The 15,202-nt window shown below is 59.5% G+C and carries 11 protein-coding genes and 2 tRNA genes; 7 read left to right on the top strand and 6 right to left on the bottom strand.

Features of this window, described 5'->3' with window-relative positions; all coding sequences use genetic code 11:
* Nucleotides 1-185: 185 nt before the first annotated feature.
* On the top strand, nucleotides 186-1,100 hold the full coding sequence (locus AC0J1C_RS11040) for an AEC family transporter (RefSeq protein WP_473043913.1): 915 nt from the start codon (nucleotides 186-188) through the stop codon (nucleotides 1,098-1,100).
* On the opposite strand, the gene AC0J1C_RS11035 is transcribed toward AC0J1C_RS11040, so the two are convergent.
* Nucleotides 1,053-2,063: a zinc ABC transporter substrate-binding protein gene (locus tag AC0J1C_RS11035; protein ID WP_473043910.1), complete on the bottom strand. Its 1,011-nt coding sequence runs from the start codon at nucleotides 2,061-2,063 to the stop codon at nucleotides 1,053-1,055. The two genes, AC0J1C_RS11040 and AC0J1C_RS11035, sit on opposite strands and share 48 nt — an antisense overlap.
* A 123-nt stretch (nucleotides 2,064-2,186) precedes the next feature.
* On the opposite strand from AC0J1C_RS11035, the gene gltX reads away from it, so the two are divergent.
* The 3 genes from gltX to AC0J1C_RS11020 all read left to right on the top strand — a co-directional run bounded on the left by gltX (nucleotide 2,187) and on the right by AC0J1C_RS11020 (nucleotide 3,943).
* Nucleotides 2,187-3,668 carry a glutamate--tRNA ligase gene (gltX, locus tag AC0J1C_RS11030; protein ID WP_473043907.1) on the top strand — a complete coding sequence of 494 codons (1,482 nt, stop codon included), beginning with the start codon at nucleotides 2,187-2,189 and terminating at the stop codon, nucleotides 3,666-3,668.
* 116 nt (nucleotides 3,669-3,784) lie between these two features.
* Nucleotides 3,785-3,860: transfer RNA gene (locus AC0J1C_RS11025), tRNA-Ala, on the top strand.
* 7 nt (nucleotides 3,861-3,867) lie between these two features.
* A tRNA-Glu gene (locus tag AC0J1C_RS11020) sits at nucleotides 3,868-3,943 on the top strand.
* 109 nt (nucleotides 3,944-4,052) lie between these two features.
* On the opposite strand, the gene AC0J1C_RS11015 is transcribed toward AC0J1C_RS11020, so the two are convergent.
* Nucleotides 4,053-4,904 (bottom strand): 6-carboxytetrahydropterin synthase, encoded by an 852-nt coding sequence (locus AC0J1C_RS11015; RefSeq protein ID WP_473043905.1) that lies wholly within the window; start codon nucleotides 4,902-4,904, stop codon nucleotides 4,053-4,055.
* A 208-nt stretch (nucleotides 4,905-5,112) separates the two neighbouring features.
* Here AC0J1C_RS11015 and AC0J1C_RS11010 point away from each other — a divergent pair, with 208 nt between their 5' ends.
* Nucleotides 5,113-5,685: a nucleotidyltransferase family protein gene (locus AC0J1C_RS11010; RefSeq protein WP_473043903.1), complete on the top strand. Its 573-nt coding sequence runs from the start codon at nucleotides 5,113-5,115 to the stop codon at nucleotides 5,683-5,685.
* Here the strand turns inward: AC0J1C_RS11010 and AC0J1C_RS11005 are convergent.
* The 3 genes from AC0J1C_RS11005 to AC0J1C_RS10995 all read right to left on the bottom strand — a co-directional run bounded on the left by AC0J1C_RS11005 (nucleotide 5,645) and on the right by AC0J1C_RS10995 (nucleotide 8,744).
* Entirely contained in the window at nucleotides 5,645-6,736 is a 1,092-nt protein-coding gene (locus AC0J1C_RS11005; protein ID WP_473043901.1) for a response regulator, read from the bottom strand. The genes AC0J1C_RS11010 and AC0J1C_RS11005 overlap by 41 nt on opposite strands.
* Before the next feature lie 53 nt (nucleotides 6,737-6,789).
* Complete coding sequence (locus AC0J1C_RS11000; protein WP_473043900.1) at nucleotides 6,790-8,169, bottom strand: MORN repeat-containing protein; 1,380 nt, start codon at nucleotides 8,167-8,169, stop codon at nucleotides 6,790-6,792.
* A 113-nt stretch (nucleotides 8,170-8,282) separates the two neighbouring features.
* On the bottom strand, nucleotides 8,283-8,744 hold the full coding sequence (locus AC0J1C_RS10995) for a hypothetical protein (RefSeq protein ID WP_473043898.1): 462 nt from the start codon (nucleotides 8,742-8,744) through the stop codon (nucleotides 8,283-8,285).
* Between the two features lie 100 nt (nucleotides 8,745-8,844).
* On the opposite strand from AC0J1C_RS10995, the gene AC0J1C_RS10990 reads away from it, so the two are divergent.
* On the top strand, nucleotides 8,845-11,769 hold the full coding sequence (locus AC0J1C_RS10990; RefSeq protein ID WP_473043896.1) for an insulinase family protein: 2,925 nt from the start codon (nucleotides 8,845-8,847) through the stop codon (nucleotides 11,767-11,769).
* A 58-nt stretch (nucleotides 11,770-11,827) separates the two neighbouring features.
* Here the strand turns inward: AC0J1C_RS10990 and ppsR are convergent, their stop codons facing one another.
* Nucleotides 11,828-12,643: a posphoenolpyruvate synthetase regulatory kinase/phosphorylase PpsR gene (ppsR, locus tag AC0J1C_RS10985; RefSeq protein WP_375193510.1), complete on the bottom strand. Its 816-nt coding sequence runs from the start codon at nucleotides 12,641-12,643 to the stop codon at nucleotides 11,828-11,830.
* 194 nt (nucleotides 12,644-12,837) lie between these two features.
* On the opposite strand from ppsR, the gene ppsA reads away from it, so the two are divergent.
* Nucleotides 12,838-15,174 carry a phosphoenolpyruvate synthase gene (gene ppsA / locus AC0J1C_RS10980; RefSeq protein WP_473046533.1) on the top strand — a complete coding sequence of 779 codons (2,337 nt, stop codon included), beginning with the start codon at nucleotides 12,838-12,840 and terminating at the stop codon, nucleotides 15,172-15,174.
* Nucleotides 15,175-15,202: the final 28 nt, after the last annotated feature.

Raw genomic sequence — 15,202 nt, 5'->3', positions numbered from 1 at the left:
TAAACTCCATGAAACCAGGCTACGGAGGAAATTCCCTTCGGTCGATATTTTTGAGTAACTGGATTTTCATCATGTTTTCTGACGGCAGATAGTCGAGGCGACGTAGGCTTCCACAGAGGGCGTATAGAAGCTGAAACCGCCTGCGAGTAGACTGGCGCCTCGTTCCCCTGATTGGAGTAGTAGCGATGCCACTGATGGTCCAGGCCCTGTTGCCGGTGTTTGTCCTGATCATGTTGGGGCACCTGTTCCGGCGTCTGGATTTTCCGGGAGGCGATTTCTGGCCCCAGGCGGAGCGCTTTACCTATTACGTGCTCTTTCCGGCCATGCTGGTGTTCAAGCTGGGGCAGGCGAGATTGCCGGTGTCCGCCTATGGTGATATCGCCGTACTGATTGGTGCCATGCTCTTGAGTATGACGCTGGTACTGGTGCTGGCACAGTGGGTCTGGCGCTGGCAGGGGCCTGTGTTCTCGTCAGTTTATCAGGGAGCGATCCGGTTCAACTCCTACGTGGGGCTGGCGGCCGGGGGTATGCTTCTTGGCGATCAGGGGCTCTCTCTCACCGCCATTGCAGTGGCCATCATGGTGCCGCTGCTGAACCTGCTGTGCATTCTGATGTTTTCTCTGGTGGCGACGGATGGCCCGGTTCGGCTTGGGCCAGTGCTGCGGGCTATTATCACCAACCCGCTCATTGTGGGTTCGGTGGTGGGGGTTGTCTGGAGTTTCTTTGAGTTAGGTTTCCACCCGCTGCTCGCCGGCATTCTGGAACCCCTGAGCAACCTGGCATTGCCCATGGGGCTGATGACGGTTGGGGCCGGGCTGCAACTGAAGGCGCTTCGGGGAGCTTCCATGCCCTTTATCGTGTCCTCGGTGTTGAAGCTGGTGGCGTTCCCGTTGATCACGGCCGGGCTGGCCTGGTTGTTGGGACTCGACGGCCTGATGGTTCAGGTCGCGGTGCTGCTGGCGGCGTTACCGACGGCCACCTCGGCGTATATCCTGGCACGCCAGCTGGGAGGCGATGCCCCCCTCATGGCGGGCATCATCAGCGGCCAGACCTTACTGGCCATTGCCTCCATTCCCCTGATGTTGAGTATCCTCTGGTAGGCATTTGAGTACGGCGTCGACGATGCTTTGCTGGAACTGGTTGTAACCGTCCGATGATACCGCCACGTCGGTGGCCAGGGGGTCCCAGGTGCTGAAGGTGACATTCAGGCCCTGGGTGATCGAACGCCACCATTGGCGATTGAACTGGGGCTCTGTGAGCAGGCAGGGATGATTAGCCTTGCGCAGCTTGTCCTGCACCCCGGCAATATGCCGTGCGCCGGGAGAAAGCTCTGGATTGAGGGTGAGGACGCCGTCCAGCTGCAGATCGTAATGCCCGGCGAATCGGGTGAATGCATCGTGATAGGCAAACAGGCTGATGTCGTGGGCGGGTGCCAACTGCCTGCGGATGGTTTCGTCCATTTCCCTCACGCTGTCCGTGAAACGCGCCAGGTTGCTGTCCAGCGCACGAGTGTCCACGCCTTCGAACGCTGACAGGGTCTGATGGATGGTCTGCGCCATCTCAATGGCCAGTTCCGGATCAAGCCAGATGTGCGGATCTTCGCCGTCCCCGTGGTTGTGGCCGTCGTCGTGTGCCTGCGCATCGTGGCCGTGATTGTCATTTCCAGCGTGGTCCGCGTGCTCTCGGTGGGTGTTGTCGTGGTCGTCGTGCTCGTGTCCGTCGTCCCCAGTATTCGCTTGGTCCCGGGCCATGAGGGCCACAGTCCGGTGCCGGAACTCCTGCCCCGAAACCAGTCGGCTCAGGAACGTTTCCATTTCCGGCCCCACCCAGAAGATCACCTCCGCTTCCTCAAGCGCCCTGCGCTCGGACGGCTTCATGCTGTAGGTGTGCGGGCTTGAGCCGGGTGGTACCAGGGTGGTGGACTGCATGTCGTCCGTGGCCACGGCACGAACGATCAGCTCAACCGGTTTGATGGAGGCGACGATCTCTACGGCTGCCTGGGGGGCGGTGCTGAACGCCAGAGCGGCGAGGGCCGGGGCAATGGCTTTAGGGGAAGCGCGCATGGGCACTGAGTCCTGTGTCTGAATAGTAATGTTATAATATAACAAACATGAGGGTCATGCGAAAGTGGGCGATGGCCGGTATAATGCGTTCCTTTTAACGGCCACTGATTTCAGGAAGGTTTCATGACTGTACGTACCCGAATTGCTCCGTCACCCACCGGTGATCCTCACGTTGGTACCGCCTACGTGGCCCTGTTTAATCTCTGTTTTGCCCGACAGCACGGCGGGCAGTTTATCCTGCGGATTGAAGATACCGATCAGGCCCGGAGCACCGCGGAATCCGAGCAGGATATTTTGAAGGCGTTGCGCTGGCTGGGCCTGAACTGGGACGAAGGTCCCGATGTCGGTGGACCCCACGGCCCCTATCGCCAGTCAGAACGCAAGCATTCTTACCGCCAGTATGCCGAAGACCTGGTAACGGCTGGCCATGCCTTCTATTGCTTCCGGACACCGGAAGAGCTGGAGGCCATTCGTGAGGAACGCAAGGCCCAGGGGCTCAACCCTGGTATCAAGGGCGATCTCGAGTTGCCGGAAGAAGAGGTGAAGCGTCGTCTGGATGCAGGTGAGGCCTATGTGATCCGGATGAAGGTGCCGGATGAGGGTGTCTGCGAAATTGAAGACATGCTTCGTGGCACCATCGAGATTGATTGGGCGCAGGTGGATTGCCAGATCCTGCTCAAGTCTGACGGCATGCCGACCTATCACCTGGCCAATGTGGTCGACGACCACCTCATGGGCATTACCCACGTGCTGAGGGGTGAGGAGTGGATCAACTCGGCCCCCAAGCACAAGCTCCTGTACCAGTATTTTGGCTGGGATATGCCGGTTCTGTGCCATTTGCCGCTGCTGCGCAATCCGGACAAGAGCAAGCTGTCCAAGCGCAAGAATCCCACCAGCATCAACTTCTACGAGCGGATGGGCTTCCTGCCGGAGGCGGTCACCAACTATCTGGGCCGGATGGGCTGGTCCATGCCCGACGAACGGGAAAAGTTCACCCTGGATGAAATGATCGAGAACTTCGACATTCAGCGTGTTTCCCTGGGCGGCCCGGTGTTTGATGTCGAGAAGCTTCGCTGGCTGAACGGCCAGTGGCTGCGTGACGAATTGAGCGAAGAGCAGTTCATCGAGCGCATGCGCCAGTGGTGGTTCAATGAAGACGCCCTCCGTGCCCTGGTGCCGCACATCAAGGGCAGGGCGGAAGTGTTCTCGGATGTGGCACCCATGGCCCAGTTCATGTTCTCCGGCATGCTCAACCTCAAGCCTGAGGATTTTGCCCATAACAAACTGGACGAAGCCCAGATAAAGCGGGTGTTGCAGTTCACTCTCTGGAGGCTGGAGGCCCAGCGCCACTGGAGCAAGGACACCATCTTTGCCGACATCAAGGCGCTGGCCAAGGCCATGGATCTGAAGATGGGGGATTTCATGTTCGCCATCTTCGTGGCCATTGCCGGAACGCCCAACTCCTGGTCGGTGATGGACTCCATGGCTTTGCTTGGACCCGACATGACCCGCTCGCGGCTGCGGCACGCACTGGAGGTGATGGGCGGGTTCTCCAAGAAGGAAACCAAGAAAGTGGAAAAAGAATACGCCGCACTGGGCGCGTAATAACCGGTTTGGCGAAGAAGTAATCGATCTGGACAGGGACGTTCAGAAAACTGAAAAAAAGTGTGTTCAAAAGGTTGACGCCCATAGGGCGTATCCTTAATATACGCAGCCGTTGAGGGGCCATAGCTCAGCTGGGAGAGCGCAACACTGGCAGTGTTGAGGTCAGCGGTTCGATCCCGCTTGGCTCCACCAATTTCTAGTCCCCTTCGTCTAGTGGCCTAGGACTCCGCCCTTTCACGGCGGCAACAGGGGTTCGAACCCCCTAGGGGACGCCAATACGGCTTGACGGTTTAGTCCACCGGAAAGCCATCAAAAAAACCGCCTTCGAGGCGGTTTTTTTGTGCCTGTCTGATAGATTCCGGGAAAGGAGAGCTGCGCCCTCCGTCAGCGGATGGCAATTGCCCCTTTGCCCACCCCCTCAAAAGCCTTAACACGTATGCTGTCAGTAGGGAATTCAACTTTGAGCTTGTCCGCCATGTGAGCGGCAATGAGTTCCACCGTGGTGTCCGTATCCAGCATGTACACGCGCTCTTCTGGAAGAACGAGTGCGAACTCGCCCTGATTCGCTTCGTATTCGAAGGTGACATACCGAACACCGTCTTCGCCCACGTGACGCCGCACCACGTCCTCTTCAGAACCGACATAGATGTCCCGCCACAGGGTCGACCAGCGGCGCTCCAGGTCGTAATCGCGATGGCCATTTCGATCAATCCGGATTGGTGAGCGGTGGCCGTGGGCGATGCGCTGGCAGTTGCCCAGATGCTTCTTCAGTCCGTGCACATAGTGATAGTAGGCACCGTCTATCTCCTCTTCGCGGAGATTGATTTCCACGGAGGTCACGTTGGCGGGAAGTACCGCCTTGATTTCGCGTTCGAGCAATTCTGCAACCGCCGACGGTACCACACGGTCAGCGGATAGCCAGACAATGGCCTCATCCGGGGAACGGTGAAGGATCTCGCTGCCGTCGGTGAGGGCCCAGGAAAAGGTATCTGGCTTCTCTTCGTTCCAGGACAGCCCCTGATACCCGCGGGGAATCACCAGCCGGTGGTCGACCCGCTCATCGATAACCCGCTTGATGGTGCGCTTCACGTTGCTGAAGTCGAACACCATGCCCTGTTCGTCCAGCTCACCGCCCAGCACCACATCCGCAATCCAGCTTTCGCCCACCAGGCCCCGGGTCGGGTCCAGGTAGGCAAAGTCGATCACAGTCAGGTTGTCTACAAACAGATGGTTCATCAAAATTCCGGCGGGTATGGTTGATTGATGGGCGGATTCTAGCAAAAATCACCGAATACAGCAGTCTGGCAAATGGCCAGGGCTTCATTTCTTTTTAACCGTTGGAACCACCATTCTGAACCTCGTCAGGCGCAGCCAAAATCACCAATTCCCAACACTGGTTCTGGCTGCCGGCGCAGCGCGCCGGTTTGGACGCCCCAAGGCGTTGTTGCCTCTGGGTTCCAGCGGGGCATCCCGAAAGCATACCGACAACCGCACGCTGCTCGATTCTGCGATTGCCCAGGGGCGGGTGCTCAGTCCAGATGTCCGGGTGCTGTGCGGTGCCTGGTACCCTTTGATCCGGTTTCGTGGCCGTCGGCAACCGTCGGCCTGGCTGCGGGTGCCGGAGTGGTATGAGGGGCTGTCGGCGTCGCTGCAGGCGGGCCTGCGCAGTGTCGGGCCGCAGGCCAGGGGCGTGTTTGTGCTGGTGGCAGACCAGCCGCTTCTGGATCTGAACGCGCTGGCAGCCTTTGGCGAGGCGGCCCGCTGTTTTCCGGATCAGCCCATCGCCGCGGACTATGGCGACCGGCCGGGCGTTCCTGCCTACCTGCCCCGGTGGCTTTGGCCGTTGGTGATGGATCTGGAGGGGGACCGGGGTGCGGGTGGCCTGCTGGCAGAAGTGCAGGCAACACGTGTCGTGATCCCGGGAGTTCACGAGGACGTGGATACCCCCGGGGATTGGTTGAGGGTCAGGGCACTGCTCAGCCAAACAGACCGGAAAGCCAGGCAATCCCGACGCTGAAAATCCCCAGGCTGACGGCCAGGCCGATCGTGTAAACCCGCGAGGAGGCCGAGCGCTGCTGCGCCACGAACAGATCGATGGTGCGCTGGGCGATGTCTTCAGCGGTTTCCCTTGAGATCTCGTGGGCCTGTTGAATGGCCTCGGATTGCAGGGTTTGCCAGAACTCCGTGTCGATGGTCTGGACACTGGTGATGTGGTCTTTGAGTTCAGCCATGTGTTCGCTGGTAAACCCGGAGTTCTTCTTCAGTTCCTTTCTCAGGGCGGCCAGTTCGCTGCCCAGGTTGAGATTGACCTCGGCGGCGACATCATCCCGGAGATTGCGAGTGCGTTCTTCCACGGTCTCCGTCAGCGCCTGCAGGCGTTCTTCGATGGCAGACTCCTGTTTGCTGCGGGTCTCGTCGAGGGCGCGCTTGAGGTGGTCAAACTGCTCGTCGAACAGGGAACTGAGTAGCTCGTGAAGACGGTTGTTGATGTGGGTTTTCACGGCCGAGCGGGCAATCTGCTCGATCAGTTCACTGGTCAGGGGCACCACGCTGGACTGGGTATTCGCACGTCCCAGGCTGTCGGCAGGCTTGGGGGAGAGTTCCACCGAGGCATCCGCAGGAACGTTCAGCCAGTCATCCTGCTCCGCCGGTTCCGGGTTCTGTGCCGGTGGTTCAGGCAGGGTGCCGCTGGTTACGTCGCTGGCAAGCTGGTCGAGTACTTCCATAAGCCCTTCGGTTTGCGGCGGCTTGGTAAGGATATTGTACACCCCGAAATTTTTTGCCTCTTCCATGAAGGTTGAGGACTTTTTGGAGGTGCACATGATGATGGGTATACTAGCGGTTTCCGGATTGCCCTTGATTGCCTTGGTGGCCTCCACGCCGTTCATTCCCGGCATCAGGTGATCCATGAAAATAACGTCCGGGCGGCCATGGCTGTTCAGGAAGTCCAGCGCCTCCTCTGCCGAACCTGCCATGTTGACTTCCATATCACGACTCTCCAGCAGTTTGCTCAGGGCAAAACGTGCCACTTTGGAGTCATCGACCAGCAGAGCGTTCTTGATCGCCATGTCACTACCTCAATCGTTTACTGCAAACGCGTTTGTCATCGGGCTGTGAATGTCTACCAGCCTTCCAGTGTCGGGCACTCGGTGGCCCGGTAGCTCTTGTCCCGATAACAGACGCCGGGCTCGGTGGTGCGGGCAGTGAAAATCTCCCCTGCCGCGGTGGTCAGGCGCACCTGGCCGTAGGGCTCTCCGTGTCGGAATGTGGCTTCGATGGAACTGCCATTGGGGTTCTTGATCAACCCCTTGCCGTGGAACTTGCCCGCAATGTACTGACCCTCGTACTTCTTGCCGTTGGCGAACACCTCAGAGCCGGTACCGTGGAAAGCTCCATTGGAAAATTCGCCTTCATAATGGCGACCATCAGGGTAGGTCAGGGTGCCGTTGCCGTGGAATTCGTCATTGCGAAAGCCACCCACATACAACATGCCGTCGGCGGTGGTCAGAGAGCCGTGGCCGTTGAGCTGGCCGTCCTGCCAGTGGCCTGTGAGTATGTCGCCGTTGGCGAGAGTTAAAGTGCCCTTGCCGTTGAACTGGTTGTCCTGGAAGTCTCCGGAATAGCGGGCGCCGTCGGCACCGCGCCAGACGCCTTCGCCATGGCGCTTGCCCCCTGACCATTCGCCCTCGTAGCGGCTGCCGTCCGGATACCAGGCGGTGCCTTCACCATCGAACTCGCCTTCCACAAAATGGCCTTCGTAACGCAGACCGTCAGCATTCTCGTAGGTGCCGTCGCCCGTCTTAACGCCGCCAATCCAGGTGCCGTCCTGGTAATTAACCGTGGTGTAGGCCTCAAGCTGACCCACCAGAGTCATGTTGCGGCCGGCCTCAAGGGTGACCTTCCGGGACCAGGGCCGGTAGCCCTGCTTGGCAATGGTGACATCGTAGTCTCCGGGCTCCAGTTCCAGATCGAGGCGGGTAGCGCCGTAGGTCTTGCCGTTGATGGTGACCTGGTCGCCCACGACGTTCGATCGAAGCACCAAGGTGCCCGTGGTTGGGGGCGGGGGCGTTGCTTTGCCCTGTTCCCGGGGGGCTGGAGCCGCATCATTGCGCGTGGTCATGGCGCTGGCGGGTTCGGCAACTGCCAGCATCTGCGGATCATCCGGCATCGGGGCAATGGTAAACGGAGCGTTGGCAGGGTTCTGGCCAAGGTCTGCAGGCGCAGTATCGTTGCTGGTGCCGGTATTTGCCGCGGAAATCAGGCTGGTAGTGGCTGGGGCATCCTCCACGGTTTTCGCATTCGTTACCGGCGCCGGATCGGCTGCTTTGGAAGGGGGCTCTGTGGCGGCGACAACGGTGGCGGTGGCAACGGCTTGCTTAACAGATGGCGCCTCAAGGGTTTCCGTCAGCCGAAACTCATCCCTTACCGACGCAAACCCGGCGGTAACCAGCAGCATGAGTGCGAGGGCATTGATGAACAGAAGCGGTCTGAAATCGACCATGGAGAAACCCCTTGATCCTGCATTCTGGAATTCGGTTTACCGCTTCATCTTAACCAGTGATTGCAACCTTATGTAACAGAAAGTGTCTGGAGTTAACGAGAATGCAGGCCAAATCACACTTTGTCCGGAAGCTGGTCATGGTTGAGCTGCTCCCATGATCTCATGTACACGTCGGCCTCGTATTGATAGGGCGATCGGAATGGGGTCAGGACAAAATCGAACACAAGGAAGAAGAAGCCGATGGACGCCCATGCGATCACCAGAGTGCTGATGGTGGTGGCCTGGACCTCCGGATTGGAGTTGACGAAATCCTGCAGGAGGGGAATGAGGTCCGAAGCCATCACCACCGGGTTGAAACTGGCCAGAACGAAGGGCACCCAGAAAGCGATGAATACCGGGAAAAACCCGAACGACCAGAGCAGGCGGCGCAGCAGGTAGATGGCCACTTCGCGCCAGAACCGCTGCCGGATTTCCGGCACCTTGCGGATGCGTTCGAGATAGCGGCGACGTTCCGCCCAGTAAGCGGCAACTTCCGGGGCATCAACGGCCCTCGATTCGGGTGCGGGTGTGGTCATGGGTGGGCGGGGTACCTTCTGGCTACTCGACTGGTGCATGATAGTCGATACTACGTGTTACCCTACAATTCTCCAATTGTTTAAAGACAGGATAGATTGAATGGCTGCAGTGATCGACAACGCAATTCATCCGGCCTTTGAGAAGCTTCGCAGTCACCGGATCGAGACCCTCAACCTTGAGGTCGAGGAGTATCGCCACAAGAAAACCGGGGCCCGGCACCTGCACCTGGCGGCCGACAACGATGAGAACGTGTTCTTCGTTGCGCTTCGGACCTTCCCGATGGATTCCACCGGCGTTGCCCACATCCTGGAGCACACCGCGCTGTGTGGCAGTGAGCGCTACCCGGTGCGGGATCCGTTCTTCATGATGATCCGCCGGTCGCTCAATACCTTCATGAACGCCTTTACCAGCAGCGACTGGACCGCCTATCCCTTTGCCAGCATGAACCGCAAGGATTTCGACAACCTGCTGTCGGTGTACCTGGATTCGGTGTTTTTCTCGAAGCTGGATCCGCTGGACTTTGCCCAGGAGGGGCATCGCCTGGAGTTCGACAAGCCGGAGGATCCCTCCACGGATCTGGTCTATCGGGGCGTTGTCTACAACGAAATGAAGGGCGCCATGAGTTCGGCCACCTCCCAGCTCTGGCAGAACCTGAGCAGCCACCTGTTTCCGACAACCACCTATCACTACAACAGTGGTGGCGAGCCCGACCACATCGTGGATCTCAGCTATGAGGACCTGGTCAGCTTCTATCGTCATCACTACCACCCGAGCAATGCGATTTTTGCCACCTACGGCAATATCCCGGCCCGGGAGCACCATGAGAAGTTCGAGGAGCTGGCACTCAAGCGCTTCGACCGTCTGGATATAGAGCTCCCGGTGCGGGACGAGAAGCGCCTGTTCGCGCCTGTGCGCGTAGAGCAGGGCTATGCGGTGAATGAAGGCGAGGGCACCGAGAACAAGACCCACATCGTGGTGGGCTGGCTGCTCGGACACAGCTTCGACCTCCAGGAGAACCTGGAAGGCCAACTGCTCTCAGCGGTGCTTCTGGAGAACAGCGCCTCGCCTCTGATGCGCGCCCTGGAAACCACCGATCTGGGCCATGCGCCATCGCCGATGTGTGGCCTGGAGGATTCCAACCGGGAAATGACCTTCGTCTGCGGCATCGAAGGCAGCGAGCCGGAAAAACAGAAAGATCTGGAAGCCCTTATTGAATCCACGCTGTTGAGCGTGGTTGAAGAGGGTGTCAGTGAAGAACGGCTGGAGGCGATCCTGCACCAGTTGGAACTGCACCAGCGGGAGATTGCCGGCGACAGCTTCCCCTATGGCCTGCAACTGATCATGAGCGCGATCGCGCCAATGGTGCATGGCGGCGATCCCGTGGAGCTACTGGACCTCGAACCGGTGCTGGCGAACCTGCGTGAGAAAATTCGTGATCCTCAGTACGTGCCGGACCTGATCCGTCGCAAACTCCTTGAAAACCCGCACCGCGTTACCCTGACCCTCCGTCCGGACGAAAAACTGGAGCACCGCCGGCAGGCGGCGATACGCGATGCTCTGGCCCGTCGCAAGGCCGAGCTGACCGAAGACGAAGTCCGGATGATTGTCGAGCGTGCACAGGCGCTGGAAGAGCGGCAGATGCGCAAGGACGACGATTCCATTCTTCCGAAGGTGGATCTGTCGGACGTGCCCCTGCAAATGCCCGAGCCCGAGGGCCGTTACGACGGTGACATTGCCGCCACGGTCTATGCCCGGGGTACCAACGGCCTGGTCTACGAGCAGGTGGTGGTGCCGATGCCGGCGCTTACCGAGGAAGAGCTGCTGCTGGTGCCGTATTACACCACACTGATCTCCGAGGTGGGCTGTGGAGAACTGGATTACCTGCAGATGCAGGACCGGATTTCCGCGGAATCCGGCGGTATTGGTGCATCGTTCAGTGCCAAGGGCCGGATCGACGATGTGCAGGACCTTTCCGGCTACATCATCTTCAACGGCAAGGCGCTGGCCCGGAACCGCGGCGCCCTGACCAGGCTGCTGCGGGATGTCTGTACCAGCGCCCGCTTTGACGAGCAGGAGCGGATCCGCGAGATCATCGCCCAGATTCGCGCTCGCCGGGAGCAGGCAGTCACTGGTAGTGGCCATGCCCTGGCCATGGGCGCGGCGTCGCAGGGCATGAGCCCGGGCGCCTGGCTGTCATTCCGCCTGGGTGGGCTGGCCGGTATCAAGGGCACCAAGGCGCTGGATCGGGCGCTGAAGGATGCCGGTGAGTTGTCGGCCCTGTGCGACAAACTGACGGCCCTTCATGACAAGGTCCGTAATCAGGCTCGTGAGTTCCTGGTGATTGGTGAGGAGGAGCAACTGCCAGCCATGGTAGACGACCTCAAGTCCGCCTGGGGTGATGTACCTGGTGCCTCCGGCTCAGCCTGGAAGATGGACCCGGTCAACTACACCACCCGTCAGGCGTGGCTAACCTCAACCCAGGTGAATTTCTGCGCCAAGGCCTACAACACCGTTCCCGTGGATCACCCGGACGCCGCGGCCCTGACCGTGCTGGGTGGTTTCCTGCGCAATGGTTACCTGCACCGTGCCATCCGCGAGAAAGGCGGTGCCTATGGTGGCGGCGCCGGACAGGACAGTGTGAACGGCACCTTCCGCTTCTTCTCCTACCGGGATCCACGGCTGGAAGACACGCTGGCGGATTTCGACAAGGCCCTGGAGTGGTTGCAGACCAAAGAGCACGACTATCAGGAGCTGGAAGAATCCATTCTGGGCGTCATCGGTCAGCTGGACCGGCCCCGCTCACCGGCGGGCGCTGCCCGGCACGCGTTCCACAACAAGCTGTTCGGTCGCACGCCGGAGCAGCGCGCCCGCTTCCGTGAGCGGGTGTTGGCGGTAACGCTTGATGATCTCAAACGCGTGGCCGGCACCTGGCTGGTGCCGGAAAAGGCCAGCACGGCTGTGGTCACCAGCCCCGAAAACCGGGACAGGGTGCAAGCGCTGGGTCTGGATATTGAAGAGTTGTAAAAGGCACAGGGCCGGATGACGTCGCCATCCGGCCCTGCTTTACGCTACATCTAACCGTTCAACGATTACGCTTCAGTCCCGTCGTCACCATGATCCGCGTGGAAATCTCCTCAATGGAGTAAGCGGTGGTGTTCAGGTAGGGAATCCGCTCACGCCGGTACATCAGCTCGATCTCTTCAATCTCGTGCATACACTGCTGAATGGACGAGTACCGTGAGTTGGGCCGACGTTCGTTGCGAATGGTGGCCAGGCGCTCGGGGTCGATGGTCAGGCCGAAAATCTTCTCTTTATGGGGCTTCAGCGCCGTCGGCATCTGCTGGTCCGCCAGATCTTCCTCGGTAATCGGGTAGTTGGCTGCCTTGATGCCGTATTGCAGGGCAAGATACAGACAGGTGGGGGTCTTGCCGCTGCGGGAAGCGCCCACCAGAATCAGGTCGGCCTCATCGTAATGCCGCGTGCGGGCGCCATCGTCGTTGTCCAGGGCGAAGTTGACCGCGTTGATGCGACGCTCGTAGCTGCCTTCATTGTTGATGGCATGGGACTTGCCCACGGAATAGGACGAGGAGGATTGCAGCTCCTGCTCAAGGGGATTGAGAAAAGTCCCGAAAATATCCACCATGAAGCCGTCAGCGGTGGCAATGATGTCACGGATGTCGCTGTTTACGATGGTGTCGAAGACCAGCGGCCGGGCGCCGTCGATTTCGGCGGCTTTGGTGATGCGCTTGACCATCTCCCGGGCTTTGTCCTCGTCATCAATGTAGGGAACGGTGATCCGTTCGAACTCGATCTTTTCAAATTGGGCCAGAAGGCTGTGCCCGAGGGCCTCGGCAGTGAGGCCTGTGCCGTCAGAAATGAAGAAAGCGGTGCGTTTCATGCTGTGAAGTCCAGTTCCTTTGTGCCCTAGGTAATTTCCGCAGGTTACAGTATCATACACGCCAAGTTCGAGACTCCGCAGTGGATATTGCCTGCTTTGCCGCTCTATATCGCTGGCCCGGTTTGCTCTTTGCTACACAGATTCAAGGGAGACGTGCTTTGGAAGATTACATTATCTGGTTTGATCACCTGGGAATGTCCGACGTTGATCGGGTGGGCGGCAAGAACGCCTCTCTTGGCGAAATGATCAGTAATCTCGCCAACGCAGGTGTTACCGTTCCGGGTGGTTTTGCCACCACGGCACACGCCTATCGTGAATTCCTCGCCACCGATGGCCTCAAGGAGCGCATCGACAACGCCCTGGACGTTCTGGACATCAACGACGTTAACGAATTGGCCCGGGTCGGCGCGCAGATTCGCCAGTGGATTGTTGATACCCCGTTCCCGGACGTCCTCGAAAACGCCCTGAAAGAGGCCTTCGCCCAGCTCCAGGACGGCAATGAGCACATGGCCGTTGCCGTGCGCTCTTCCGCTACCGCTGAGGACCTGCCGGACGCGTCCTTCGCCGGCCAGCAGGAAACCTTCCTGAACGTGGTGGGCCTTGAGCAGGTGCGCACCTCGGTCAAGGAAGTGTTTGCCTCCCTGTTTAACGACCGGGCCATTTCCTACCGGGTGCACCACGGCTTTGATCACAAGATGGTGGCCCTGTCGGCCGGTATCCAGAAGATGGTGCGCAGTGAAACCGCCGCCAGCGGCGTAATGTTTACCCTGGACACTGAGTCTGGCTTCCGCGACGTGGTCTTTGTTACCGCCTCCTACGGCCTGGGTGAGACCGTCGTGCAGGGTGCGGTGAACCCGGATGAATTCTACGTGCACAAGCCGACGCTTGAAGCTGGTCGCCCGGCGGTGCTGCGCCGTAATCTCGGTAGCAAGGCCATCAAGATGGTCTACCACACCAGCCCCGGCGAGGGTGAGTTTGTGGAAACCGTGAAGGTTGAGCAGGACGACCGTAATCGCTTCTGCATCACCGATGCCGAGGTGGAAGACCTGGCGCGACAGGCCATGATCATCGAGAAGCATTACCAGCGCCCGATGGACATCGAGTGGGCCAAAGACGGCGATGACGGCAAGATCTACATCGTTCAGGCCCGCCCTGAGACCGTGAAGAGCCGGGCAGCGGCTAACGTCATGGAGCGCTACCTGCTCAAGGAAACCGGCAAAGTGCTGGTGGAAGGGCGCAGTATCGGCCACAAGATTGGCAGTGGCCCGGTGAAGATCATCACCAGCATCAAGGAAATGGACCGCGTGCAGGCCGGCGACGTGTTGGTAACCGACATGACCGACCCGGACTGGGAGCCGGTCATGAAGCGAGCGTCTGCCATCGTGACCGACCGCGGCGGTCGTACCTGCCACGCGGCGATCATTGCCCGTGAACTGGGTATCCCGGCGGTGGTTGGCTGTGGCGATGCCACCGAGCTGCTGAAAGACGGCCAGGAGGTCACGGTGTCCTGTGCCGAAGGCGACACCGGCATGATCTACGAGGGTGCCCTGGATTTCGAGCTGCGCGAGAACACCGTGGATTCCATGCCCAATATTCCGTTCAAAATCATGATGAACGTGGGCAACCCGGACCGCGCTTTTGACTTCCAGGCTCTGCCGAACGAGGGGGTAGGCCTGGCCCGCCTGGAGTTCATCATCAACCGGATGATCGGCGTGCACCCAAAGGCATTGCTGAACTTTGACGGCCTGCCCCGGGACATCAAGCAAACCGTCGAGAAGCGGATCTCGGGCTACAGTTCGCCGGTGGATTTCTACGTCGACAAGCTGGTGGAGGGGATTTCCACACTGGCTGCCGCTTTCGCGCCCAAGAAGGTGATCGTGCGGCTGTCGGATTTCAAATCCAACGAATACGCCAACCTGATTGGCGGCACCCTGTACGAGCCGGACGAAGAAAACCCGATGCTGGGCTTCCGAGGCGCGTCGCGGTATATCTCCGAGACCTTCCGGGACTGCTTTGAGCTGGAGTGCCGTGCCTTGCAAAAGGTTCGCAACGACATGGGCCTGACCAATGTCGAGGTTATGGTTCCGTTCGTGCGTACGGTCGGTGAGGCAGAGCAGGTGGTGAACCTGCTGGCGGAGAACGGTCTGAAGCGAGGCGACAATGGGCTGCATGTGATCATGATGTGCGAACTACCGGCGAACGCGCTGCTGGCGGACGAGTTCCTCGAACACTTCGACGGCTTCTCCATCGGCTCCAACGACCTGACTCAGCTGACCCTGGGTCTCGACCGGGACTCCGGCATCATCGCGCACCTGTTTGACGAGCGTAACGAGGCCGTCAAGGTACTGTTGTCCAACGCGATTCAGGCCTGCAAGAAAGCCGGTAAGTACATTGGCATCTGTGGCCAGGGGCCATCTGATCACCCGGATCTGGCCAAGTGGCTGATGGAGCAGGGTATTGATACCGTCTCCCTGAACCCGGATTCGGTGCTGGATACCTGGTTCTTCCTGGCCGACGAAAAGATCGACTGAGTCCAATTGCAGGAAAAGGAGCGCAGCA

Source organism: Marinobacter sp. E2 (assembly GCF_055755345.1).
Note: the sequence above shows the minus strand (reverse complement) of the source record. Positions and strands in the feature narration are given on the sequence as shown.

Excerpts from the sequence above, each read along its gene's own strand:
- AC0J1C_RS10995 (WP_473043898.1), bottom strand. The coding sequence starts at position 8,744 with ATGACCACACCCGCACCCGAATCGAGGGCCGTTGATGCCCCGGAAGTT.
- gltX (WP_473043907.1), top strand. The coding sequence starts at position 2,187 with ATGACTGTACGTACCCGAATTGCTCCGTCACCCACCGGTGATCCTCAC.
- ppsR (WP_375193510.1), bottom strand. The coding sequence starts at position 12,643 with ATGAAACGCACCGCTTTCTTCATTTCTGACGGCACAGGCCTCACTGCC.
- AC0J1C_RS11040 (WP_473043913.1), top strand. The coding sequence starts at position 186 with ATGCCACTGATGGTCCAGGCCCTGTTGCCGGTGTTTGTCCTGATCATG.
- ppsA (WP_473046533.1), top strand. The coding sequence starts at position 12,838 with ATGTCCGACGTTGATCGGGTGGGCGGCAAGAACGCCTCTCTTGGCGAA.
- AC0J1C_RS11005 (WP_473043901.1), bottom strand. The coding sequence starts at position 6,736 with ATGGCGATCAAGAACGCTCTGCTGGTCGATGACTCCAAAGTGGCACGT.
- AC0J1C_RS11015 (WP_473043905.1), bottom strand. The coding sequence starts at position 4,904 with ATGAACCATCTGTTTGTAGACAACCTGACTGTGATCGACTTTGCCTAC.
- AC0J1C_RS11035 (WP_473043910.1), bottom strand. The coding sequence starts at position 2,063 with ATGCGCGCTTCCCCTAAAGCCATTGCCCCGGCCCTCGCCGCTCTGGCG.
- AC0J1C_RS11000 (WP_473043900.1), bottom strand. The coding sequence starts at position 8,169 with ATGGTCGATTTCAGACCGCTTCTGTTCATCAATGCCCTCGCACTCATG.
- AC0J1C_RS10990 (WP_473043896.1), top strand. The coding sequence starts at position 8,845 with ATGGCTGCAGTGATCGACAACGCAATTCATCCGGCCTTTGAGAAGCTT.